The 24948-nt window shown below is 45.6% G+C and carries 19 protein-coding genes; 2 read left to right on the top strand and 17 right to left on the bottom strand.

Going from position 1 to position 24948, the window contains the following annotated elements; all coding sequences use genetic code 11:
* Positions 1–39 precede the first annotated feature (39 nt).
* The 8 genes from ASG85_RS08365 to ASG85_RS08400 all read right to left on the bottom strand — a co-directional run bounded on the left by ASG85_RS08365 (position 40) and on the right by ASG85_RS08400 (position 10127).
* On the bottom strand, positions 40–897 hold the full coding sequence (locus ASG85_RS08365) for a sugar phosphate isomerase/epimerase family protein (RefSeq protein ID WP_060645914.1): 858 nt from the start codon (positions 895–897) through the stop codon (positions 40–42).
* Positions 894–2399: an MDR family MFS transporter gene (locus tag ASG85_RS08370; protein WP_060645915.1), complete on the bottom strand. Its 1506-nt coding sequence runs from the start codon at positions 2397–2399 to the stop codon at positions 894–896. Before ASG85_RS08370 ends, ASG85_RS08365 begins: the two co-directional genes overlap by 4 nt.
* Positions 2400–2421: 22 nt before the next feature.
* On the bottom strand, positions 2422–3960 hold the full coding sequence (locus ASG85_RS08375; RefSeq protein ID WP_060645916.1) for an ABC transporter substrate-binding protein: 1539 nt from the start codon (positions 3958–3960) through the stop codon (positions 2422–2424).
* A 58-nt stretch (positions 3961–4018) separates the two neighbouring features.
* Positions 4019–4909, bottom strand: a complete 891-nt coding sequence (locus ASG85_RS08380) for a carbohydrate ABC transporter permease (RefSeq protein ID WP_057304174.1) — start codon at positions 4907–4909, stop codon at positions 4019–4021.
* A gap of 16 nt (positions 4910–4925) precedes the next feature.
* Positions 4926–5795: an ABC transporter permease gene (locus ASG85_RS08385; RefSeq protein WP_082562244.1), complete on the bottom strand. Its 870-nt coding sequence runs from the start codon at positions 5793–5795 to the stop codon at positions 4926–4928.
* Between the two features lie 275 nt (positions 5796–6070).
* Positions 6071–7690 carry a helix-turn-helix domain-containing protein gene (locus ASG85_RS08390; RefSeq protein ID WP_060645917.1) on the bottom strand — a complete coding sequence of 540 codons (1620 nt, stop codon included), beginning with the start codon at positions 7688–7690 and terminating at the stop codon, positions 6071–6073.
* Entirely contained in the window at positions 7662–9437 is a 1776-nt protein-coding gene (locus tag ASG85_RS08395; RefSeq protein ID WP_057304172.1) for a sensor histidine kinase, read from the bottom strand. The genes ASG85_RS08390 and ASG85_RS08395 overlap by 29 nt, the downstream gene beginning before the upstream one ends.
* Positions 9438–9473: 36 nt before the next feature.
* Positions 9474–10127: a TetR/AcrR family transcriptional regulator gene (locus ASG85_RS08400; RefSeq protein WP_060645918.1), complete on the bottom strand. Its 654-nt coding sequence runs from the start codon at positions 10125–10127 to the stop codon at positions 9474–9476.
* Between the two features lie 273 nt (positions 10128–10400).
* Here ASG85_RS08400 and ASG85_RS08405 point away from each other — a divergent pair, with 273 nt between their 5' ends.
* Entirely contained in the window at positions 10401–11384 is a 984-nt protein-coding gene (locus ASG85_RS08405; protein WP_057304170.1) for a bile acid:sodium symporter family protein, read from the top strand.
* 692 nt (positions 11385–12076) lie between these two features.
* Positions 12077–12718 carry a hypothetical protein gene (locus tag ASG85_RS08410; RefSeq protein WP_060645919.1) on the top strand — a complete coding sequence of 214 codons (642 nt, stop codon included), beginning with the start codon at positions 12077–12079 and terminating at the stop codon, positions 12716–12718.
* An 80-nt stretch (positions 12719–12798) separates the two neighbouring features.
* Here ASG85_RS08410 and ASG85_RS08415 read toward each other — a convergent pair whose 3' ends face one another.
* The 9 genes from ASG85_RS08415 to ASG85_RS08455 form a co-directional block, all read right to left on the bottom strand.
* Entirely contained in the window at positions 12799–13320 is a 522-nt protein-coding gene (locus ASG85_RS08415) for a YbjN domain-containing protein (protein WP_060645920.1), read from the bottom strand.
* 14 nt (positions 13321–13334) lie between these two features.
* Complete coding sequence (locus ASG85_RS08420) at positions 13335–15254, bottom strand: hypothetical protein (protein WP_060645921.1); 1920 nt, start codon at positions 15252–15254, stop codon at positions 13335–13337.
* Positions 15255–15301: 47 nt separating this feature from the next.
* Positions 15302–16129 (bottom strand): DUF4157 domain-containing protein, encoded by an 828-nt coding sequence (locus ASG85_RS39040; protein ID WP_060645922.1) that lies wholly within the window; start codon positions 16127–16129, stop codon positions 15302–15304.
* Between the two features lie 125 nt (positions 16130–16254).
* Positions 16255–17703, bottom strand: a complete 1449-nt coding sequence (locus ASG85_RS08430) for a PP2C family protein-serine/threonine phosphatase (RefSeq protein ID WP_060645923.1) — start codon at positions 17701–17703, stop codon at positions 16255–16257.
* A 48-nt stretch (positions 17704–17751) separates the two neighbouring features.
* Positions 17752–18087 carry an STAS domain-containing protein gene (locus ASG85_RS08435; protein WP_060645924.1) on the bottom strand — a complete coding sequence of 112 codons (336 nt, stop codon included), beginning with the start codon at positions 18085–18087 and terminating at the stop codon, positions 17752–17754.
* A complete protein-coding gene (locus tag ASG85_RS08440; protein ID WP_060645925.1) occupies positions 18084–18521 on the bottom strand; it encodes an ATP-binding protein in 438 nt (145 codons plus the stop codon). Before ASG85_RS08440 ends, ASG85_RS08435 begins: the two co-directional genes overlap by 4 nt.
* A 61-nt stretch (positions 18522–18582) precedes the next feature.
* Positions 18583–21615 carry a HEAT repeat domain-containing protein gene (locus ASG85_RS08445; protein WP_060645926.1) on the bottom strand — a complete coding sequence of 1011 codons (3033 nt, stop codon included), beginning with the start codon at positions 21613–21615 and terminating at the stop codon, positions 18583–18585.
* Between the two features lie 47 nt (positions 21616–21662).
* Positions 21663–22157 carry a GNAT family N-acetyltransferase gene (locus ASG85_RS08450; RefSeq protein ID WP_060645927.1) on the bottom strand — a complete coding sequence of 165 codons (495 nt, stop codon included), beginning with the start codon at positions 22155–22157 and terminating at the stop codon, positions 21663–21665.
* Between the two features lie 21 nt (positions 22158–22178).
* Positions 22179–24944, bottom strand: coding sequence for an adenylate/guanylate cyclase domain-containing protein (locus ASG85_RS08455; RefSeq protein WP_060645928.1), 2766 nt, complete (start codon positions 24942–24944; stop codon positions 22179–22181).
* Between the last annotated feature and the right edge of the window lie 4 nt (positions 24945–24948).

Genomic DNA, 24948 nt, shown 5'->3' on the forward strand with positions numbered 1-24948 from the left:
TCGAACACTCCCTATGATCAAATTCGCCATTTTGCGGCTCTATACATACCTTTGCAAAAGCTTTAAATCATTCTCTATACTTGTAAATTTATCATCGCTTATACCCTCGTTTTCAATAAAGGCATATTGGATAGTGCCCATTTCTTTTATTTTGTCGTAGGTGGCTTTGAAGTCTATTACGCCGGTTCCAAGATCCACAAAGTCACCTGCTTGTATGTATCCCTTCCCGCGATATAGCTGCATCATATCCAAATCTTCATCACCTGGCTGGAGCGCGTCAAATACGTTTAGAATGACGATATCTTTATTTAAATCTTTCTGATGGACGATATCGCATCGGCTGCCTAATTTCTCAAGAATGGCCATGGGATCAAGTCCTGCGCGCATAACCCAGACCAAATCCAACTCAAATTTGACATAGGACGGGTCCGTATTTTCAACTAAAATATCGTATAAGGTCGTATCTCCCCATCTTTTGAATTCATGGAAGTGATTATGAAAGTAAAATTGCAACCCGTTTTCCTTGCATTTTTTTCCGATTGCATTCAATTGTTCTGCGGTTTTCAGTGTATCTTCACGATTTTTGATCCAGGCAGACGGCAATACAATTGCTTTGCAACCAATTTCAACATTTTCTTTAATTAACTGATCCCAATTCTGGGCATCTTGATCCAGTCGTTCATGGGCAGCTATGGGCTTAAGCCCTAATTCATCCAGTTTATTTTTGATGGTTTGCAAAGGGAATGAATCACTGTATCGGACGCCTGTCATAAAATTGGTAGTGATTAATTCCACATTGGTATAGCCTGCTGCAGCTACCTTTTCAAGGGTGCCAAAATAGTCGTTGTTTAAGGCCTGAAAGACTGAAAATAAATTAACGCCAATTGAAATGCTCATTTTAACTGCTCCTTTTGTGTTAAATTTTGGATGTTCCGAAGCTTATGGCTCGCTAGCCTTTCTTGCCGAGGCTTGCTTCTAAACAGCGTCCATACGAGAGGAAGGCCAACTAATACGATCAACGTCGCCACGATATATACGTCATTGGAGCTCATCGTGAAGGCTTCCGCCTTCAGCAACTTTCGCTGGGCTTCCGCAGCCCCATCTAGACCAAGCGCTTGGTTGTGTACGGACAACCGTGATGCCATAAGTGAAGTAAACAACGCGATGGAGAAGGAACCGAAGACTTGGCGGATCCAGTTATTCACCGATGAAGCGTGACCGGACAGTTCACGCGGGATGGCCTCCATACCGACATTGGTAAGCGGCATGATCGTTAACGAAAGCCCGATGTAGCGTATGGTTAGCCACAGAGTGATGTACCATTGCGATACGTTCACATCCAGATGGCCTATAGCTAACGTTCCAACTGCAATCAATAGAATTCCGGAAACGATCAGCCATTGCGGGGCTATTCTCATATACAACTTACCGACGAGCGGCATCACACCTGCCATCGCAAGTGTGGCCGGAAGTAAGATCAAACCGACCTCCAGCGCGGATGCCCCCTGAACGTTCTGCAGGAACACCGGTATCAAATAGGCGCCTGAATACAAGTTGAGTGTAATAATGGCCAGCACGGCAAGGCTAACGGTATATTTCACATTGACAAATACCTTCAAATTCAAGAGCGGCTCGGGGACCGTCAATTCTCTCCGAATGAAGCACCCGAGCATCAGGAAGCCGAAAGCGAGCAGCGATAACGTTCTCCACGAGCTCCACCCCCATGCATGCGCTTCACTGAAGGCGATCAGGAGGGAGCCGCTGCTCAGAATTACGGTACCCAAGCCGGGCAAATCGAACGTTTTCGGTGTATTCAGTTTGTAATAGGGAATAAGCCGCCAAGCGACTGCAACTGCCGCAATGCCGAACGGAATGTCCATGAAGAACAGCCATTTCCATTCGAACTTTCCGATCAGCCAGCCTGCCAATAAAGGTCCGAACGCAGGCGAAAGCATCGTTGACAAGGTCCACATGCTGAGCGCAAACGCCTGCTTGGCTCGGGGAATCACCTGATAAAGGATCATCATCGTAGCTGGCAAGATCATCCCGCCAAATATACCCTGTATAATTCGAAACGCAATTAACGATTCAATATTCCATGCGAAAGCGCAAAGCCCTGAAATCAGCGTATAGCCAATAAGCGCAGCGACATAAAGGTACTTGGTGCTGATCTTTTCCCCAAGATAGCCGGTGACGGGCGCTACCACTCCGGTTGCCAGTAAGTAGCCCGTCATCGTCCACTGCATAGTCGTCAAATCGGTATGAAATTGACCCATCAACACGGGGAACGCTACACTTATCGAACTCATTCCAAGTGTCGCCAGAACGGATCCGAAAAAAATCGCGGTCATTACCGGTACAAACGGTATGTTTCTCTCCTGTATCTCTGAAGGTGACATGCAAGCTGCTCCTCGCAAAATACTACTTATTGGTTTTCGCCCATTCATCAAGCTGCTTTTGCTTCTCAGCTATAATTTTGTCCATGCCTGAAGCCTTCATTTTGCTTATAAATTCAGGCAAGTTTTTATCCGGATCCAGCGTACCGGTTTCCAAGCCTAATTTAAACTGGTCCTTCACGCTTTGAACAGCGGCCACTTCCGTTTTAACTGGATCGACTGTGAAGCTGAAGCCGAGCGCTTTTGATTTTTTGGACGATTTGTTGAAATCAGCCTGATCTTTCCAAAGACTAACAGGATCCGTTTCCCAGATGTAGGAAAGGAATTGATTGCCCCACTCCCATCCATGATTCGGGCTATAGGTGGCATTCTGCGTATCAACGCCATTCGGAAAGCTGATCAAGTCACCCTTTTTGACGTAGTGCTTTCCTTCAATGCCATAGTCTATCAAGTTGATCAACTCTTTGTCGGAGTAAAGCAAGTTAAGGAACATCATGGCTCTCTCCGGATCCTTCGAGTTTTTGGCGATACTGAACATGACGTTTGCAATCGACGACGTAGAAGTGACAGGTGGGATAATGCGAGCTGCAACCATCGGTGTGCCCGTCAAGATGGCTTCCTTCGTTTCGTAGCCAGGCTTCATATGCACTGTAAAGGAAAAAGCTTTGCCGGCCTTCACAAGGTCCTCAGGGCGGATTTTGTTTGTAGCGATATCTTTCGGGATATAGCCGTCCAGATACCATCTTCTGACCATTTTCAATAGATCGGAATATGACTTCGATTCAAACCAATTGACTACCTTCAGGTTATTATCATGGTCCGGCAGCACGCCATTATCATCATTCAATGGGTCCATAAAGCCAGGTGCAATGGACGCGATATAGGACGTACCCCCGCCTTCCGGAACAATAGCCGCCATATTCGGCTCATTATCTTTGACGACCTTGAATACCGCATCCAAATCATCAAAGGTTTTGATCTTGCTTAGATCAATCTTGTATTTATCAACAATATCTTTGCGCATCAGGATGCCGTAGTCGGCTGCCCAGTCTCGTACACTAGGTATGCCATATAGTTTACCGCTGGCCATCGTCGCTTTTTGAATCTCCGGTGTGACGACCTTGGCAATATCCTGTCCATATTTCTTAAGCAGATCCTCTAAAGGAACAAGCTGTCCTTTTGCCGCTTGTGTACCGTAGCCAAGTGCTGTCAAAGTGACTAGCAAGTCCAAATTTTCATTGCTCGCAAGCATCAGATTGATTTGTTGCTGATACGCAGCAGGGTCAATAGGTACAAATTTAACCGTTGCATTAATTTTCTCTTTGGTTAGTTTGTTAACGGCATCCTGGACCTCCTGCAGATCCTTGTTGTTACCAATTTTATAGTAGGCCACTGTTAGTTCATAAGGTTTTAAGTCTGACTTCGCCTTTCCTGTTTCTCCTGCCGCACTGGGTGCGGTTGTAGCCGCAGAGCCACCGCTACCGTTGCTGCATGCCGTCAATAGAAGAGAAACGGCTATCATTCCCGCTAGCGCTGTTTGGACGTTTTTTCTATTCCCTCTCATTTCGTAGCCTCCCTGTTTTATATTCTATTTATGCTAACCGGCTGATGCCGAGTATAGCCTAGCCTTTGACTGCTCCAATGACGAGACCTTTGACGAAATATTTTTGGAAAAAAGGGTATGCGATCAGCAATGGAATAGTCCCAATAACCGCCATAGCCATGCGGACCGATTCCATCGGAATGTTACTGCTTGCAGCAAGTTCCGTCGTGCTGCTGCTCGCGTTGCTTGACAAAAATTGCGCGTTTAACAAAATCCGGTTTAACAAGTTCTGCAAACTGAACAGCTTACTGTCGGTGACATAGATTAATCCGTTGAACCAATCGTTCCAATAGCCGATCGTTTGCATCAAGCCAACTGTAGCCAGGATTGGAAGAGAGAGCGGAAGCACGATCTGGAAAAAGATTTTAAATTCCCCAGCCCCGTCAATCGATGCTGATTCAATAACCGGGGTTGGGATTGAAGTCATAAAAAAGGTTCGCATAATCAGCACATAAAATCCGTTGGATAGCAAACCGGGAATGATTAAGGCCAGCAGTGTGTTTTTCATATCGAACACTTGTGTATACACCAGATAGGTGGGGACCAGGCCTCCGTTAAACAGCAGTGTGAAGAACACAATAAACGAGAGCGGCTTGCGAATCAGCATATCCTTTCTAGATAATGGATAGGCGCACAGGGCAGTAATTGACAGCCCTACAAACGTACCAACTACCGTAACTAGGATGGTTATGCCGTAAGCCCGAAATATGTTGGAGGAATCGTTCCACAAAAATTCGTATGCTGCCAAGCTGAATTTACTCGGTAGGAAGGAATACCCTTCTGATACAATGGTCATTTCATCGGTAAAAGAAGTAATCACGAGAAGAAAAAACGGAAGAAGACAGAGACAAACAATGCCAATAAAGAAAACATGAATGATCGCTTGGTACAGTTGGCTTTTTACTTTCAATTGAATTCCCTCCTTATTAAAACAAAGCGTTATCGCTGTTTCGCTTGCTCACCACGTAATTCGAGATGAGTACGAGAATGAATCCCACAACGGATTGATATAGGCCCGCTGCCGAAGACATGCCAATGTCGCCTAATCTTAGTAAAGCCCTATAGACATACGTATCGATAACGTTGGTTGTAGGAAAGAGCGCGCCCGTATCAAGCGGCACTTGATAGAACAATCCGAACTCCGAGTAAAATATACGACCAATTTGCAGCAGCGTCATAATCACGATTACCGGAGCGATTAAAGGGATTGTAATGTTCGTGATCTGCTGCCATTTACTCGCTCCGTCAATCCTGGCCGCTTCGTAATATTCAGGATCGATTCCGATAATCGCCGCTAAATAGATGACACATAAGTATCCAACATGCTTCCAAATGTTCACAAAGGTCAATATATACGGCCAATATTTGGCTTCGCTATACCATGAGATTGGTTCCATTCCAAGCATAGGCAGGACTTGTTTATTAATGTAACCGGTTTCTCCACTTAGCATGGCAAGCACCAAATAACCAACAATAACCATAGAAATCAAATAGGGGATGAGAATGACGCTTTGGTAAAACCGGGCAAATAATTTCTTCTTCACTTCATTCAGCAAAATAGCTACGCCGACGGCGATGATCAGATTAATGATAATAAAAGCCGAATTATATAGAATCGTATTTCGGGTAATCAGCATCGCGTCGGAGGTTTTGAACAGGTACTCGAAATTTTTTAATCCTACCCAATCACTGGCCCAAATTCCTTTCGTAAAGTTAACGTCTTTGAATGCGATAACCAAGCCAAACATCGGCAAATAGTTGTTGATGATTAGATAAATGATTTCGGGTATGACCATCACAAACAGTGGGGCATACCTCCATAGCTTTCTCAGTTTTTTTCTGGTTATTGATGTCGTTGCCGTTATCCCAGCAGCTGTCGCGGTCGCTGTATTTGTCCTAGTTGTTGTCGTTGTCCCCACATCGTTCCCCCCTCATCCGTTATACTTTCATCATATATAAATGCCACTATGCACTCTACCTGTTTCCCGACTTCCTGTTATCGCATTTCCGACTTCTTTTTGAACAAAAAAGACCGAACCCGAGAAGGGAACGATCTCATGTTTAAGGAACCTTATGTCTGGTAAGTTTCATACAATTTGCGGTAATCCTGCGGATTAATGGCCGTCGCTTTCTTGAACATTTTTGAGAAATGGGAAAAATTATTATAGCCCACCGAGGCAGCGATGTTTCCAATCGGAAGATCCGTCTTCACCAGCATCTCTTTGGCCAATTCTACCCGTTCCTGAAGAACATAATCAGAAATCGTTAAGCCGGTTTCTTTCTTAAAGATTCTTGTCAGGTAGTCTGGATTCATATTCACATGGCTGGCGATATCCTCCCGCGAAACATCTTCGTTGACGCGCTGAGCGATATATTGTTTCGCTTTTTCAATAACGGTTTGGCTTTCAGCCACAGAATGAATGCGACCCGCAGCTTCTTCAATCATCGTGTTTATCCATTGTCTAAGATCAGCTATGGAACGGGAAACGGACGATGCTTGCATTGACAGGAGCTCTTCCGAAAAAACCTGATGCGCCCTCAAGCCTTTATAATGCAATACGTGATGAATCATTTGGAGAAAGTCCTCATAAAATCCGCGCAGCAATTTGGCATCGAGTCTTTCCATCTGCTTCATTGCGTCCAAACTTTGATCGATTTCTTTCAGCAGTTTCCCTTTGCATCCACATTTGAGCAATTCCGCCCATCCGTTCATTTTAGGGACTTGATATGTATCGTAGCAGCTGCATCGTTGTTCACCCAAGAAGAAAATTTTATTCGTTTGTGTGACATTGTTGGACTCCAACGTGACTAAGGATTCGAACATCTCCAGCATTCCCTCCGTATATACGGGAGTACCGATATAACAACAAAGATCACAGAAAAAGTAATGGTTACAAGCATCGATATAACCCTGTAATTCGCTCCTTAGCTTCTCTTTATCGATCTTGCTGCCCGGGCCGACCGAGAGGATGGCCAGTAACCCTCCGCTTTTGACCTGAACGATTTGGCCGTTTGACTCTTTCCGTACAGCCAATTCTTCCAACGAGTTGCGCAAGGCGTATTCCATTATTTTTTCTTCACGAAGAGTCAGTTTTTTATGCCAACGCTGTACACTGACCCATATCGGCACAAATAAGGCTGTATCACTATAAGGTATATTTTGCTTCGCCATAATCTCTTTGATTTGAACCTTATTCGAAGGGATTGACCTATGGATTAAATCCTGCCAGAAGCGCTCAACAACCATCGGTTGGTACGATTCCCATAACTGATAGTATTGCTTATAGGTTTCATTAAATTGAACCAATCCTCTTTTCTTTTCCAATTGTTCGATCGCTTTTCGAACGGCTTTTTCCAATTCCGGAAAGCGAACAGGCTTGAGCATATAATCCAGACTTCCCAATTGAATCGCTTTTTGCGCGAATTCGAAATCAGCATGACAGGTTAAGAAGAGGGACTCGGTATCCGGAGAATGTTCTTTGACCCAAGATAACAGTTGAAATCCATCACCTTCCGGCATTTCAATGTCGCAAAGCAGAATATCAATTTTTTGGGTTAAAAAGATTTCCTTCGCCTGCCGTATGTTAAAAGCTTCATGAACCCTTGAAAATCCAAGTTGGTCCCACTCTACCCCCGCTTTTATCCCTCGTACGGCATGAATTTCATCGTCCACGACCAGCAATTGAAGCATAGACTTCTCCTCTTTCCTTCTCATGAAATGGGATGAGAATTTCAATTACTGCGCCATGACCAGCACCATTTGAAAACGTGATCTGGGCTTGATCCTGATACAGCAGGCGCAATCGGCGCTGCACATTCCATATCCCGATATGATGACCTTCTCCGTTACCGATATCCATTTCCATCTGCAGCCGAGCCAAAACATCTTCAGGAAATCCTTTTCCAGTATCCTGCACCCGTATACGAATTCTATTAACCTCTATGGCTTCGATGATTATACCAATATGAACCTGTTTATCCATGCTAACTGCGTGTTTGATTGTATTTTCCACAAAGGTCTGAATAACAAGCGGAGGAACCACTACGTCCATCAGGCTGTCCGGTACAGAAAGATCATAAGTCAAATTTTTGGGAAACCGCATCTCCTGGATACGAAAGTAATTAAGAGTATGCTGGACTTCATCCCTTAAAGCGACGAATGCCATGTTGCTCCGAAACATAAAGCGGAAATATTCTACGAGACATAGAACCATTTCCTGAATCAGTGCAAAGTCTTTCACCTGCGCCAAATTATAAATAATGTTTAACGAATTCAAAAAAAAGTGCGGATTAATTTGAAGCTGCAAATGTTTGAGTTCGGCCTTCTGATGATTTAATTGTTCTTCCAAAACGTTGATTTTCAATTCCTGTATTTGCGATATCATGCGATTGAAGGATTGGTTCATCTTGTCGAATTCAATGACAGAAGGGCTGTAGGTTATACGGACGTCCAAATTCCCGTCTTCGATTCTCCTCATAGCCATCATGATACGGTTTATCGGAACTAAGATAATTTTCCTTAAAAGAAATAAAATGAAAGGGAACAGAATAAGCGATCCCAACAAAATGAACGATACTATTCGGCGAAGAAAAGGAAGATTCTCCAGAATGATGCTGTCTGGTATGGCAGCGATTAATCTAAAACGGCCTTTCGCGGATTTTTCGCCAACGACTAGGAATTTTTCATTTTTTCCAGTGAGTTTATAATCCGTTCCAACATCGTTCAAATTAATTTGATTTTCTTGTACAAAAGTTTGGTTAGACATGGTCTCGAACTGGTCCGTAACCAGCAGCGCCCTGCCGTTGTTGCCCAAATCAACCAGGTTCAGCGGCACCATTAATTTACTCGCATCCGTCCATGCCCCGATATAGACATTCCCATATTTGATCACACGGGTCAAAAAGTATTGATCTCCGAGCTTTAGCATGAACCATTCTCTCAGACTTGTCTGATTTGAACCATCGCGTTGGTCTTGAAAAATGGTCTTAATGCTATTTTCAACGGCTTCCTGTCTGGTGTAAGTGACTTGATCACTCATAACTGTCAATAAATCTTGATTCGGCTCCGAGTAAACAAAGAACATATCCATTGCTTTATAACTAGGGAGGTCTTTTAATAACTTATTATTTATTTGAATTTTCGTAAAAGAGTACCGATCCGCATTTTGATCTCGCTGCACATCAAGTACCAGCAGTCCCGTGTCTTGCGCAGCGAAGTTGAATAAATACTTATCTACCTCATCCAAATTACGGTCGATCTGTCCCATATATAAGCTGATTAAATTTTTGTTCGATTGGGCCACTTGATTCCGAACAACTTTGATTGCGTACAAGTTGTTATAGATCATGAAAGCCACGATGGGGATGACAATAATAAGCAAACCAAATATCAGCTTAAAACGCAGTGACTTGAACAGAGGCAACGTACGAAATTGCACGACTAATAGCCCCCCCTCTCATGAATGCTTACTTGATCAGATTGAAGTCGCTTCGGGTTTCAGATAGGCCATGATCATGTCAATTAACTGCCGCATCATCTCGCCTGGATCGATCTCTTGTTCTTCACGAAGGATATTCCCCCTTGATGCCATTCGCTGCGTCATGCTCATCATCGTGTTTGCAATCATAGCTGAAGATTTGGCTGGATCCAGATCAGGACGGATCGAACCATCTTGAATGCCTTCCTGAATAAGCTGAACAGGCGATGGAAAGACATTTTTGATGAATATTCTGTACTTCTCTTCTAATTCGCGGGTTGGATACTTTTCCCGGTAATAGTGATCAAACAGTCCAATAAAACGCAAATAACTAGGTCTAGTCTGGGTAAAATCCTGCCAAGCTAATAACAAATTCCGCATTTTCTCTTCGGCTCGTTCACCGTTTTTGTGAGAATCAACATATCTAAATAATTCGTCTAAAACCTTCATCTGAACCTCAAACGCCAGCTCATCCATCGAGTTATAATATTTGTAAAGTGTCACACGGCTGATCCCCAATTGATGCCCGATGTCTTTCATCGTTACACCTGACAAATCTTTTTCCAAAAAAAGCTCCTGAGCAGCTAAAATAATTTCCTGCCGCCGTTTATTTCTTTGTTCCTCTAATTCCTGTTCCCATCTGCTTTTCATAAAAACACTCCTCGATGCAGAAGCTATCCGTAAAAACAACCTATTTACACAGTGTAAACACCTTTCTTGTACGCCAATTATATCCAATAGCCAAATTCATTGCAAACGTTTTCATTTATTTCTAAGCACCCTTTTAACCAATTTCTCCAGAGGTCTAAAAAGGCTCGCCCAATTTCCATTCATAACAATGGGGGTCTAGTCACTACCCTTTCCAACTCTTATAATAGGGAGACTAAGCTGCCTATGATGGTTAATGGAAGGATGTACACCTCAATGCTGTCTCAATTGAATCGTCAATTAGAAAAAATCTTGCCGCTGATCACACCTGTCAGCGTTCTTATCGGTGTTTTACTAGGCAGTCATTTATCCGGATTCACCTATTTATCTCCTTGGTTGTTTGCCTTTATGACCTTTGCAGGCAGCATAAGCTCCAGCTTCAAAGAATTCGTCAAAGTGGTCGTTCAGCCTCTTCCACTCCTAACTACATTGTTGATTCTACATGTCGCGATGCCGCTGATTGCGATGGGTCTCGGGCATGTCGTATATAGCCATGAGCCCATGACCATAACTGGCCTCATCTTAGCAGCAGCCATACCTACCGGCATTTCAAGCTTCGTTTGGGTAGCCATTTATCGCGGAAATATCGTGCTCACGTTATCGATTATACTCATGGACACCATTCTTTCACCCTTTGTCGTTCCCTACACTTTATCTGCGTTAATTGGCACCAAAATACATTTGGATACCCTCGGTATGATGAAAGGTCTATTCCTGATGATCGTTCTACCTTCTATCCTTGGCATGCTGTTGAATCAATGGACACGCGGCAAAATTAAAGAACAATGGAGTGGGCGTCTCGGTCCTTTTTCGAAAATAACCATGGGCATCGTTGTCGCTATCAACAGCTCCGTAATCGCCCCTTATTTGCGTGATTTTAATGCTAAATTACTAGGTTTAGCCGGATTTGTTCTATTCATAGCCTCACTTGGTTACATTCTAGGGTGGCTGGCCGCCAAGCTCATGCGATGGGAACAAGACGTCGTCGTAGCACTTACGTTTAACAGCGGGATGCGTAATATTAGTGCTGGCGCGGTAATCGCAGTTGCCTACTTCCCGCCTCCTGTGGCTGTCCCCGTTGTACTAGGAATGCTGTTCCAGCAATCTCTGGCCTCCCTTTTCGGCTATCTGCTGAACAGGCGGTACGCTTTGAAGAGTGATATTCCCAACTTAACCATCAAAAGTGTGAAACAAGTTTAGTTGAGGAGCTGCCTGAGCAGCTTCTTTTTTTTCTACGACTGACCGACCAACATACAGCTGTTGAGTAAGGAAATGGGTGTGAAATCAACTTCAGATTCATCTTTCCAGGCTAAAGGACTGGAGCGACGTTAATCCCCGAAAAAGATTGAATTTGAAAATTTTATTGACTCGACAGCCCTTAATCTACTTCAAATTATGAAAATAAGAGAGATTGAAACCGAATAACGGCGCTGAAGTCCGTAAGCATGGAATCATCGCTCCAAATAGGCAGTTAACGGCATCCTGGTCCGTTAAACGTCTATTTCCGGTTGGTTTCATTAGCAGTGTGCGTTAATTGGCCCGTCGTAGCTTTTTTGTTCTGCTAGCTGTTGATTTCGCTCTCTCTATCAAAACATTCGAAACATATTAAGGTGTTATCGTCTAACACTACGCCGTCAATAAATCCATCCTTGCAGAAAATTGGCTGTTTACATGCCTTGCACTCCCCAACAAGCTCCTGCATAAATAACCTCCCCATAACTACATATTTCCTTTATTATAAAAAGACTATTGCTTGAGCAGGCACTAACTTTCTCTTTCACCTAAGCACATTTTAAGCTAACTTTTATGTATTATTCAGCTTCTCTTCTCAGATTTTTCATAATTGTCGTGTACGATTGTGAAGAAGATGATTGATAGGAGTGATACATAGCATGATGAAAATGACAAAAATAGCGGGCTTATGCATCCTTATGCCCGTATTACTTAGCGGTTGTGGGAATGCGTCATCCTCACAACCAGCTGCAGCAAGCTCCGCACAACCGCAGCAGCAACAACAAAATGGACAATCCCAGGCAGACGGCAAGCAAAATGCTCAAGACCGACCTGTCATGAATGCTGCGCAAAGACAAATGTTCAGTACGTTTCAGACCCTGCTCATGCTAGACAAAACAGATGGACTTACCATTACGAAGGAACAGGCTCAAGCCATGCTGCCCGTTGCTCAAGAAATCATCACAAAAGCTGAACTTAGCGATGAAAACAAGACCAAACTGTTTGAAAAGCTAACGGACGCACAGAAGAAATTTATAGAAGATTCAGCTGCTCGTATGAACAATCGAGGAAACGGAGGTGCAAATGGACCTCGGAATAACGGAAACAGCGCCGATGGCAAAGGCAATCGAAATGGTCAATCTGGAAGTATAGAAAATAAACCAGATGCTTCTGCACAACCCAACGCTACTGCACCCGATCGAACCGGCGGCAAGAATGGCAATGGAAATCGTCCTGCTGGCGGCGAAATGAGAGATCCCGGTAAGCAGATCATTGAGCTGCTGCAAAACAAGGTGAAATAAGTCGAATATTTCCGAGGAAATGACAATCCGAGAAAGACCTCCAACCGCAATGTGGGTTTGGAGGTCTTCCTGGTTCATTCTTATGATCTTAAGGATTGAATGACCTGCTCTGCTTTTGCTTCACCGCTGGCAACCAGCTCGATGTGCTCTCCGAACATGTCACACATATACGCGAATAGGGTAAGAATTTCTAACACTTCATCACTCTCGAACGTACGCGAAGCCGATAGGCTGTATACATAGCGATAATGGATCTCGCCCTCTTCATTCACACCAAAGTGGCCTATTGGTAAGCGAGTATTAACTTCCAGTAAAAGCGCAGCTACCCCTTCGCGAGCACCCGCTTGAAGATGAAACGGTAGCGTACTGTAGATTTGCAGCAGTTGAATAGCGACTATTTCATCATCATTCAACGGTAAAAAACTAAAATGAAGGAATCGATCTCGTCCCTTACTATCCTCTTGAAACCCTGCCATTAGCACATGCAGCGGAATAGCTTCGGATTTCTCCAATAAATTCGTGGCAAGCTCTGCTTCATCCAAAATCTCTTTCAGTTGTCCTAATTGCGCCAAATGACGCGCATGTGCAAGCTCTGTCAACATATCTCTTCAATCTCCTATTCTCTCTTACCCATCGCTTCAATAATGGCTTTTTTCAGATTCTTTCCATCGCCATCGAACTTATACAAGGCTTGAAGACTTACACCAGCTGCTTCTACGAAGCTCTCAACTTGTTTGTAGCGTGCGACGCACGCTGCATCCTGTTCATCGTAAAGCGGAAGCTTCTCGAACATATCAAAAATAAGTTCTGTGTCATGAGCTCGCTTTTCTTTCTTTTTCTCTGTTGATTTATCAGCGTTAAATATCGCTTTAGTAATACCCCAAGCGCCAGCTTTCGATGCGCGGTCACGTCCAGCTTGCTTCAAGGATCTGGCAATTGGCATCGCTGCGCCAATACCTGTGGCAACGATTTTCAGCGGCGTTCCTACCTGAGCTCCTACCCCTGTAAGCGTAGCAATGTCGGCAGCAATCTTCGTGAGCTCAAGTCCGATTTGAATAGCTCCACGGTCTGTTCGCTTCACGTTAATTTTTTTCATTTCTTTCGCTAATTCGTATTTTGCAATTTCGTCCAATTGTTCAGCAGCTGATGTATCTCCACCCGCTTTAAGCACTTCGAGGTCCTGCTTTTTCTTCGCTAGCTTCGCTTTATCTACACCATCATTTCTCGTATACCAGCGTTTTTCTTTGAGAACGTCGGCATTGCCTGCTTTGCCTTTGAAGTCACGTTTCAAGGTCGTCATTGCCCTACGGTTGAGACCAGCCTTGATGACATCAACGGTTTTAATTGCAATTTTCACACCGCTTACAGCGATACTTACGCCAGGAATAACGGCCGTCAAGCTAGCTGTGCTTGACTCCATGATATCCATGATGCCTTTAGCCACTTTGATGCCTGATTGCGCAGCCTGAATCGCATTGCTAATGACGTCGATAACACCTTTTGCTTTTTCTCCTTTATCGAGACCGCCATTGTCCACACTCTTTTTATACATATCATAAATCGATTTAACGGCCATTATTGTATTCTTAACTGCGGAGATCGCTTCTGCTACCGTCCCTGTGTAGTCACTGACGGATGAGGAACCTCCGACACCATCCTTATAGCCGGTTGATTTAGCTGCCTTATCAACAAGGCCAGCTGAGCCGCTGACCATTTTACCGCTTGCCTCGATCATAGTCGAACCTGTACCTGCATACTGAAAACGTTTATCATGACCCTCTCGCTCGCGAGAAGCAGTAATTGTTTCTCTGATCGCACTCATGATTTGGAACGGCCCGCCCATGAGATCTGCCGTGGAGGCGACAGCCCCCATAGTAGCTGACTGCTGCGCTGTGCCAGCATCCTTCGTTTTATCATAGGACTCTTTCAAATCATCCGAACGTTTGCCGAAACTATCACTAAAAGATGAGGTGACACCTGATGTCATATCCGCATTGTCTTTGGTATCGTCACCAGTAGGATGCAATGTAGAGGCAGAAGGTACCACTGGTGTTACCACAGTGGGGGCTGGCGTTTGTACTGTACCAGGTTGTGGCGTTGTCACAGCTGTTGGCGCCAGCGTTTGTGCCGTAGTCGTTGACTGTGATGTTGTTGCTGTAGTCGGCGCTGGGGTCTGTGCCACGGTGGACGTCTGGGTTGGCGCTACGGTAGATGCCATAGGCTGTGGCGGTGCTGCTGTCCCTGACCTGCGGCGGTGGAAAGCCACCGTCGGCGCCACGGTAGGAGCTGGCGCTGACGTCTGCGTAGGCGCTGGCACAGTCAGCACAGGCTGCGTTCCCGGGACTGTACGCTGGATGAGCTGATTCGCGTAAGCTTGCGTAGCACGATTACCCACCGTACGCTGCATCTGCATGAAGATATTGGTCCCAGATGACATTTGTGAAGCAGAAGTACTTGGCTGTGAAATTGACGACTGCTGTGCATGCTGATGCGAAGTGCTCGGCTTTTGGGTAAGGGACTGTCTTCCTTGTGGCATCCGTACATATCTCCTTTATAGGATAAAATTTCGCTTGTATAGCTACTCTACTTGCCGCCTCGTTGTTGAACAACATGCGTTAATTCATGACCCAGCAGTTCTTGCCCCTCGCGTGTATCTGGGTTGTATCGGCCTTCGCGGAAAAACACATCATTCCCTGTTGCGAATGCTTCCGCTCCTAAGGACGCGTTAAGCTTGGAAGACTCTGCATTATTATGTATATTTACGTTGCTAAAATCAGTTTTGAACGCCGATTCCATCTTCGCTTGAATGCTGGCATCCATTCTGCTCCCGCTTCCTTGCTTCGCTTTAATCTGCGACTCAATCCCTGCACCTGCTTCAAAACCACCTTCCGACGATGGCTTCATCTGCAGCTCTTCTTCTTCAGACTCTCCACCTTCTGAGCGCTGAATCGACTCTGATGACGGTTTCATCTGCAGCTCTTCTTCCTCAGATTCTCCGCCTTCTGAGCGCTGAATCGACTCTGATGATGGCTTCATCTGCAGCTCTTCTTCCTCAGACTCTCCGCCTTCTGAGCGCTGAATCGACTCTGATGATGGTTTCATCTGCAGCTCTTCTTCCTCAGATTCTCCGCCTTCTGAGCGCTGAACATCTGGCTTAGATGCCCCACTACTTTCAGATGCAGTAATATGCTCAGCCGCTTGTTTACCCATTTGATCGGCTTCTTGCTCATAAGCATCACCAACTGGTCCAACGGTCATTTTCGTCTGGATGGTCAACATATTGCCCACGGCGCGATTGCCAATAGCCCGTTGAATATTCATCAAATCGGATGTAACAGAAGGATTCGGTTTATTGATTTTATTCGTATGCAAAGAAGAATCTGGTTGCCGGTTAATATGGGATTTTTGCATGGCATAACCCTCCTAGCGAGCTTTTGATGGTAGCATTCATTGAATCATGGTTGCACTTCAACAATTCTGTCCCTGAGTGCAAGAAGTCTGTCTACTTACTATATCACAACGCTATACAGCGGAGTTTACAATTTGATAGAACTGCGGCCCACAACGAGCACGGCAATATCATCGGATTGCACAGCACCATCTGCGAATAGATCCACATCCATCACCATCTGACCAAGCAATTGCTCAGGCGCACTCGATTGTTCCTTCACTAATACATCCTTGAGGCGGGAAAAGCCATATTGTTCTTGAAGTCGGTCCTCAGCCTCTGTAATACCATCCGTATACACGATTATGCGATCTCCTAGACCTAGCACGACCTCATTATTCATATACACCATGTCGTCCATGACGCCAAGTGGAAGGCCTTTTTCCCCTTTCAATAACTCAACCTCACCGCCATCTCTTACGATGTAAGGGGGACAATGACCACCATCGCTATAAATTAACTGTCCTGTTCGTACATCTAGTAAACCACAGAAAATCGTCGCAAACATCGTCGAGTCATCCTTATAAAGCTCTTGATTGACTGCCGTCAACAGCTCTCCGGGTGTCATCTCTGAGGTCATCTTCCCTTTCAACAGCGTCATGGTTACCGCCATGAATAATGCCGCAGGTATTCCCTTGTCTGATACATCGCCAAGCACGAAGAACAAGCGATCTGCTCCGATACAGAAGTAGTCGTAGAAGTCCCCGCCCACTTCACGAGCAGGACGAATAATGGCCTGTGTCTCCACAGCGACTGCAGCATCACTTTCACGACCGCCCGCTTCACCAGAGCTGCTCGTATCACCTTCAGCGCCGCCACTCCTTAAACACAGACTCCCGCGAGGCAGGAATCCCATCTGGATGTCGGTGGCAATGCGCAGCTCGCTCTCCATCCGTTCCTTTGCGGCCGTTGTCGTTTTCAATGCATGAATCGACTTCTCCAGCGCGTCATACAGCATGGCATTTTCCAAAGAAACCGCTGTTGGAGAAGCGATGGACTCGAGAAGCTGCAAATCGCGGTCAGAGAAATGAGCGCCATCCCGCTTGTTCAACACCTGCAGCACACCGATGATTTTCCCCTTGCTGACCAGCGGTACGCAGAGAAGACTGCGCGTCGGATAATCGACTCGTTTCGCTACCTTCGACGACCAGCGTTCGTCCTGCGCAGCATCGTCGATTTTGACCGATTTGCCGGTTTGGGCGACCCAGCCTGCGATGCCTTCACCTATTTTGAGGCGAATTTCACGAACCTCATCGCCTTTTTCACCGAGCGCGAGGTCAAAGAACAGCTCCCCTTTTTCCTCATCTACCAAAATAACCGACGAAGCCTCCGCATTCATAATGCGGGAAGAGGTTTCCATGATTTTCAGAAGCAAATCCTGCTTGCGGATCGTCGAATTCACTTCCAGGCTCACATCGAATAGCTGCATTGTCCGCCGAAGCTCCAACTCTGCGGCTCTACGCTTTCGTTCGCTGAATAGCCAAGCAATAACGACCACAAGACAAACAATGAGGAGATCACCTACAACTATATTCATCTAGCGTGCCCCCTATTATTTGCCTTGCATTGATTCCTGACCATCGTACTAAGAAATCGCATGGACAGCATCCGCTTCCGTCTCATAAATTGAGAAAATCCGGCTAAATCCCGACATGTCGAAAACATCCTTCACATACTCATTCATTCGTGCCAGCGCCAGCTTGCCTTGAATGACTTTAATCATTTTGGCTGCAGCAAGTAAGCTTCTGAGCCCTGCGCTGCTGACATAGTCAAGTCCTTGAAGATCAAACACGAACTTGCCCTTCCCCTGCTCAACTAGTTTTGCAAAAGCCGATTCCAAGCTCGCGGATGTATTCGCATCCAGTCGGCCGTTTAAGCTCAGCAGCACGATATCGCCTTGCATTTGCTCGGTTATCATCATGATATTCCCTCCTCCTTGATACGCCATTTTTTCATCATTAGAACATTTTCCTCATTCAAGCGTTCATATACAATGTCATCCATTACCTGCTTCACAAAGTAGATGCCGAGACCGCCAATCCCTCGATCTTCCAAGCTCTGATCCACAGTCGGACTAGACTTCAACAGAGGATTAAAAGGCACTCCGCGATCTGTCATTCGAAGCTCCCAACCATCAGGAACAAGCCCCAAATCAATGCGGATCGTATGCATACGGGTTTCACCAGGCGGATATCCATAGAGAATGATGTTCGTCACAAGCTCGTCGCAGACTAAATTCACTTGGTACAACGTATGGTCATCCATGCCCATCATCCCCGACAAGCCTCGCAAGAATACACCTAGCCGTTCCAGTTCCTTCAGATCATTGCTCAAAACGATGGACTCTGCTGACACGACATTCACCCTCCCAGACGCTGATTACTGAAGCCACTAGCCGAATAACCGAATAAGCTATTTAAGCCATTTTCAAAAGCATATTTTCGAGCAACCGCACTCTGGCACTAGAAGCATGAAGCAGCCCAATCCCGATCTCTGGGTATAATCTCACTAACCGAGACAAGCTTTCCCCTTGCAAAGTGAGCACACGCACCTCATCGAAAATCACTTGAGCTGTAATCGAGGAAGGCGATCCGTCTAATGCCGTTGTTTCGCCGAACGCTTGCTTCGGTCCTAGTACACCAATCGTTACCGTCTCCCCAATACCTGTCTCATTGCTCAGTTCAACATTGCCTTCAATGATGAGATACATGGCTGCATTCCTCTCACCACGGCGCAATAAATAAGTTAGATCCTCATGTACTTCTTCCGTTGCAATCCCTGCAATTAAACCTAGTTCGTCCACGGACAGGTCCGCGAATAGGGAAACCTGCTTCAAGAAAATAACTTTATCCAGCATCGTTAAAAACTTGCGATCTTCCTTCATATCGGCACGCTCCAGTGAACTTAGTGCATAAACAGCAATATCTCGAAGCCAATCATCTGACCAATTCTTAGCTTCTTGTAAAATGAGAAGCGGCTCCGTCATTGCTCCACTGCTTCTCACAGTCTCTTTCTTTAATAATTCCAACAGAGCCAAGGCTAATCTGCGATCGCCGAGCCCCTCAGCAAGTACTTCCAAGGCATTATCACGAACCTCGTCACTCTCGTCTTGAGTCGCTTCGCGGAGTGTCGTAACCACACGCTCATCTACGAACTTGGCCATTACCGCCCACGCGCCGCCAACCAGCGCATTATGCAGCTCTTCACAGCGCTGGTTGGCAAGCTCCGCAAGCCCCTGCATCCCCAGCTCTTGCAGAGCAGCCGGCAGAGCGCGTTCCTGCGTGGAAGCAAGCATGCGACTAACGCAGCGATCAACTAACTCTGAACGTAATTTACTTTCATCCAGCAGCTCAGCAAGCGCTGTAACCGCCGAATTCCATATAAACGGATTCACATGATTCACACCGTTCAGCAAGGCTGGCAGGGCCTTTGCCCCCATATCTACGAAAGCCTCGAGAATAGCCTTGCGCAGCTCTTGATCTGCTAGCGGCACCATTGACAAGAGGTGGGGAATTGCATCCTCCTGCTGAAGCTTGCCAATACAGTGCGCAGCGGCAACTTTGACAGCAGGACGATGATCATCGAGCAGCGATAACACCCATGCTGAATAGGAATCCAGCTTCAAATCAGCGACAGTGTGACAGCCATAAACCGCCCATTCACCACCGTTATCGAGCATTTTAATAATCGCCTCGTCACAGGCTTGATAGCTTTCTTCACTTTCCAGCGCATAAAGCGCCTTAACGCCCTCGTGCACAACCTTCGGATGGTTGTCTAGCAGCTTAACACGAATGAAGAAATGCGATTGGCTTTTGAGATGTGTTGCTTTTGAAATCAACTTCACACTCTCCGCACGCACCTCAGGGTCCTCATCTTCCAGGAACGAGGCGACTTGCACGAGATCCTGAATCGTTGCCCCTTGCAAATTCATCGCCCGCAGCACAGCAATGCGGATTCTTGAGCTTTCCTCACCGATCATTCCGATCAACTGCGGCAGGAACGCGGAATCTTTCGCTTTACCAATCACTTCGAGAGCCAGCTCTCGCACATAATCATTCGGATGCTTCAGATAGCCGAGCATGGAGGATAAAGCTTTGGAGCTGCGAATGCCCCCAATAAAGGAGTCCGCAATATCTGAAAGATCCGCATGCAAAGATTGCACACTTTTGACCAGTTCACGAATGTACAGATTCCTTCCGAACCAAGCCACCACGACGAGAATAGCCGCTACAACTACACCTACCCAGGCAAGAGGGGACAGCTGAATTAGGCCAAACGAATGCAGCAAGGATAGCAGCGAACCGATTAAGATCCCGCCCGAAGCAGCCACACCCTGAGCAAAATAACGATATCCGTCGCGCTTTCCGATAGGCATCATTTTGAAAAAGAGCTGATAGCATGGCTCCGCAATGTAATACAGCAGAATATAAAAAACGGCATAAGAGCCGGATACCATCACGAGCCCCAGCGATTGATTCAGAAATAAAGCGGTAAGCCCAAAGCCGCCAAGGAAGATAACCGTAATCGCCAGCAGCATATTGCTCGCGCCCAGCCAGTTCATTAAGCGGGTAGACACCGTTTGTAGAAGCAAGCAGATCGTGAATTGAATAGCGGTAATTAATCCATAAAATGAGGTTAGATCGCCTTCCTTGGGGAACTTGCTCTCAGCAACCGTGAAGTACTGATACTCGATCATAAAATAAACCGCAGGCATAAGCGTCATCAAAGCAATGGCGCAAAGCAGGAACGGGCTGCTCAGCATCTGTTTCGCATAATAGCCAGCAGGCTGCTGTTTCTCTTCGCTTGGACTTAATTCGCCCTGTGCCTTCAGCCGTTTGTCCTCTTTCAGCGTCAAAGGCACCAAATACCGCGCCAACGCTTTGCGGAAAAAGATGAAGCCGAACACCATCAATACTGGAGCAAGCGCATACACAGCTTCGGTACCAAGCAGTTTACCAATTTGGTGGGCGATCAAGCCTGCCGTAATACCGCCGGTCGTCGTCGAAGCGATGAACACCGGCATTAACCTTTTGGCCTGCTGGGTGGGACACAGATCAAAGGCTGTACTCCAAAGCAGCAGCGTCAGCTGTCTCACGACAAAGTTGGAAGACAAGAATAGAATCGGGTAGTAATACCGGAAATCAATACCGCCAAGCTTAAATCCAAGCAGCACCGCACCATTGAGGAGCAGCAATCCTATCATGATGAGGTAGAGCGTAGTCATCATTTTGGCCTTAGGCAGCCGATTCGCCAGCTTCGCTAAGAGCCAACCCTCTAGGGGCATGATTGCCGCTTCTACGATATAGATATAAGGTAAATACTGCACACCGAATCGTTGGTTAAAAAGCGCCATGAACGCGGTATAGTTCAAGGATTCAGCAATCCCGCTAAAATAAAAGATCGGCAGCATCATCCATAGCTTCCGAATATCTTCTGTGCGCAGTCCCATCCATCTGATTAAGCTTCCTTGCATATCATCAGGTCCAATCTATTATTTCATTTGTTGTTTAACAGTGGTTTGTAAAAAGCCAACCTGGCTTCACCTTCATAATAGTAATTCGGATAAGTGCCGATTAATTCAAAACCATTCGCTCTAAACATTTTTTGGATGGGCTGGTACTCTGGCAAATCACAGGTGTATGTAAGAATATATCGTCCTTCCGCTAACCTGGCGAACGTCTCCAACGCTTGAAATAATATCTTCGCAAAGCCGTGCCTGCGGTACTCGCGGTGTACAGCTAAGTAATCCCACAGAAATCCTCCGGATTGATGCTCATTTTCTTTGCAGCTGGTAACCGCAATAATCTCGCCTGATTCGTTCTCAATAAACCAATGACGATGATTGCGCTGCGTTAAGCTTAGGAGGGGAGCATTGCGGAAATGATCAAGCTCTCCCGGAGTATGCCGCTGGTCATCAAAAGAATCCGAAGACAAATAGAACTCTGTAATTCGAAATGCATCCTTTTCCGTTGCTAATTCGTGTACATGCATGCTAAGATCGCCTCTTTCACATTAAGAAACAGATAATGTCCCATTCCACTCTGCTGTTGTACCGTTCTGGAAGTATTCATCACAAATATAGAAATACAGCTGTGCTGCTTTATCTTGACGATTTTGCTTAATGACCATTAAGAATGCTTCCCGCGCATCATAGAAACGCCCTACTTGGTAGTAGGTTACAGCTTGCTCGAACAAAGCTTTGGTTTTATCCTTCAGAGTTCGGATCGTATCCGGATCACCCTGGTACACATCGAACAGATGAAGCGGCTCTTTGACCCCTTCTACCTGAATTAATCCCAAATTGCGATAGTGGAAGCTGTCTGGCTGCTCTAACGATTGAACCACATAATCGGTAATGAGAATCGAAGCCCCTAGCGGTTCCGTCATTTTCTCCAGCATCGTTGCCAAATTAACACCATCGGAAATCACATTGCCTTCCAGACGCTGTTCTTCACCAATGATCCCTAGTCGGAGCGGTCCTTTATGCAAACCAATGCCGAAATCAACTGGCTTATAACCCACTTTAGCTCGATGAGAATTATAGATGTCCAGCTCCCTACGCATCTCAATACAAGCTCGCAGCGCTTCATCAGCTTGATTCGGGAATAACGCCATGAAGCCCGCGCCCAGGTACTTATTCATGAGACCTTGATGATTGCGCACATAAGGTCCGAATCTTTTCAGAAATGAATTGACGAAGTTGAAGTTCTCTTCCGGCGAAAGCCTTTTGGACAGCTGGTAAAAGCCTCGGATATTGAAAATTAAGATGGACATATTTTGCTCCACCTGATCGCCAAGCTCGACATCCAGAATGCTTTCTTTATTCAGAAAACGCAGAAATTGCTGCGGCACGAAGCGATAGTAGGATTGGCTAAAATTTTCTACCTTGGTGATATAATCTCGAATGCGAGCAGCCATCGTATTGACACTGTCACCTAGGTCAGACACTTCATCCCTTGTGTTGATCGTAACAACCGCATCCCAGTTCCCCTTGGCAATCTCGCCAACGCTATTGCGGAGCTTACGAATCGAAGAAAGCAGCACATAGGTCATCAGAAAGAGAACGAGCAGTAAGCCTATCGAAATAAAAGCAATGTTGCGAATGATCGACTGGAGTACCAATTGGCGGTGCTTGAGGATGCCGTCCAAGTTTTTACTTGTTTCGAATACACCGACAATTTTACCCGCTGAATTAAAAATAGGAGCAATCGCATATCTCCACTCCCCGGAGAAATCCTGCCATTGGCCTGTCGCCGGCTTGCCTTGCAGCACGACCTGCTGATTCTCGGGTGTTTGTAGAAATGGATTGAACATATGCATCCCGTCATCATCTTCCAAAATCCGATAAATGACGCCATTTTCGTATTTATAAACCGCTTTGTAAAAGCCTTGATTATCATCTTGTTCATTATTATCGAAGACAGATTGAATCTTTTTACGGAACGATTGATAAATTGACCCATTGTAATCTAGAGGTGAAGTAAGACTCTCCAACTTATCGCCGTCAATCAAGTTTTGACCGTTTTTGGCCAGTAAGAGAAGCTCACTGAACGTTTCTTCTTCCATTTTCGTCGAGAAGCTAGTGTAAATGACGGTAGATAGAAGAATCATCGAAACCGCAATGACCGGCACTAAAATGAAAATTTGCTTCATCATAAGTGGCAGACGCCGCTGCAGTAAGTTGAAGAAAACTAATTTGATTGCATACAATACAAGCAAAATTCCTGCAATAACGATGGACCAAAGCAGAATGGCCTTTGTCTTCACAGCTTCGCTATACTGTGCCTCTACCATGGAAGTGGTAATCGTTCCATCCGGAAGAAGGCGATTAATTTGAGCTGTTTCTACAATAATGAGGCTGCCATCTTGGCCGATACTGCTAGTCGTTGCATCGAAGGCAAGCTCCACGCCGTTAGCTTTGGCTTTAGTTTCATTCACAAGACCTTCGATGATGTAGGGCTGCTTGGGATCAAGCCTAGAGATCGATTTGCTGTTGAAATCGATGAAAATAAGCCGTCCCTGATTATCCACATGCAAGCTCTCCGGAAAATTACGTCTTGTACGGTCAAGACCCGGAAGCGGATAAACTAGCTCCGAGCGTCCATCGCTAAAAGCGCGATAAATTTCCCCGCTGCGTGTTGAATAATAAATCTCACCTGGCTTATATCCGTCTGCCTCGGAAACATATTTATTCTCCGGAAGCTTAATCGTGTAAACGGACTTCGGCTCAGAGGAAGAAATTTCTCCAACTGGGGCCTGATATAGGGTTAATTGATTTACCTCATCGTTGAAAAAGTACACCTTACCTTCACGAACCTGAACATTTCGCAAGGAACCCAGTCTGTATCGTTTTGTTTGTGAATCATATTCTTCTGTAAACAAACTCCGATCAAACTGCCCATCAGGCTTATAACGAACAATTTGCTCGGATTTGACTGCAATGCCGTACGGATCTAGCAGTGTACGGATGGTATAGAGGTAGCCTTGGTCATCGACAGCCATATCATTAAAGCGATACACTTCCCCGTTCTTCCCGATCTCACTTGTGATGGAGAATTGTAGAACACCCTGACTGTTCAGCTTGTGAATGGTTTTTTTGGCATTATCGATAACGAACAAATTGTTTTGATGATCAGAGACAGCCTTCGACAAACCATCGAATGGCATGCTTTGGTTAAAGGGCCATAGCGTAAAGCTATCCCGGTTTAGACTAAGATAAGTACCGGCAGCACCCAGAAGCAGCAGTACTAGCAGCAATGCCGCAATCGATTTCTTCATCGCT

The organism is Paenibacillus sp. Soil724D2 (assembly GCF_001427935.1).
GTDB lineage: Bacteria > Bacillota > Bacilli > Paenibacillales > NBRC-103111 > Paenibacillus_E.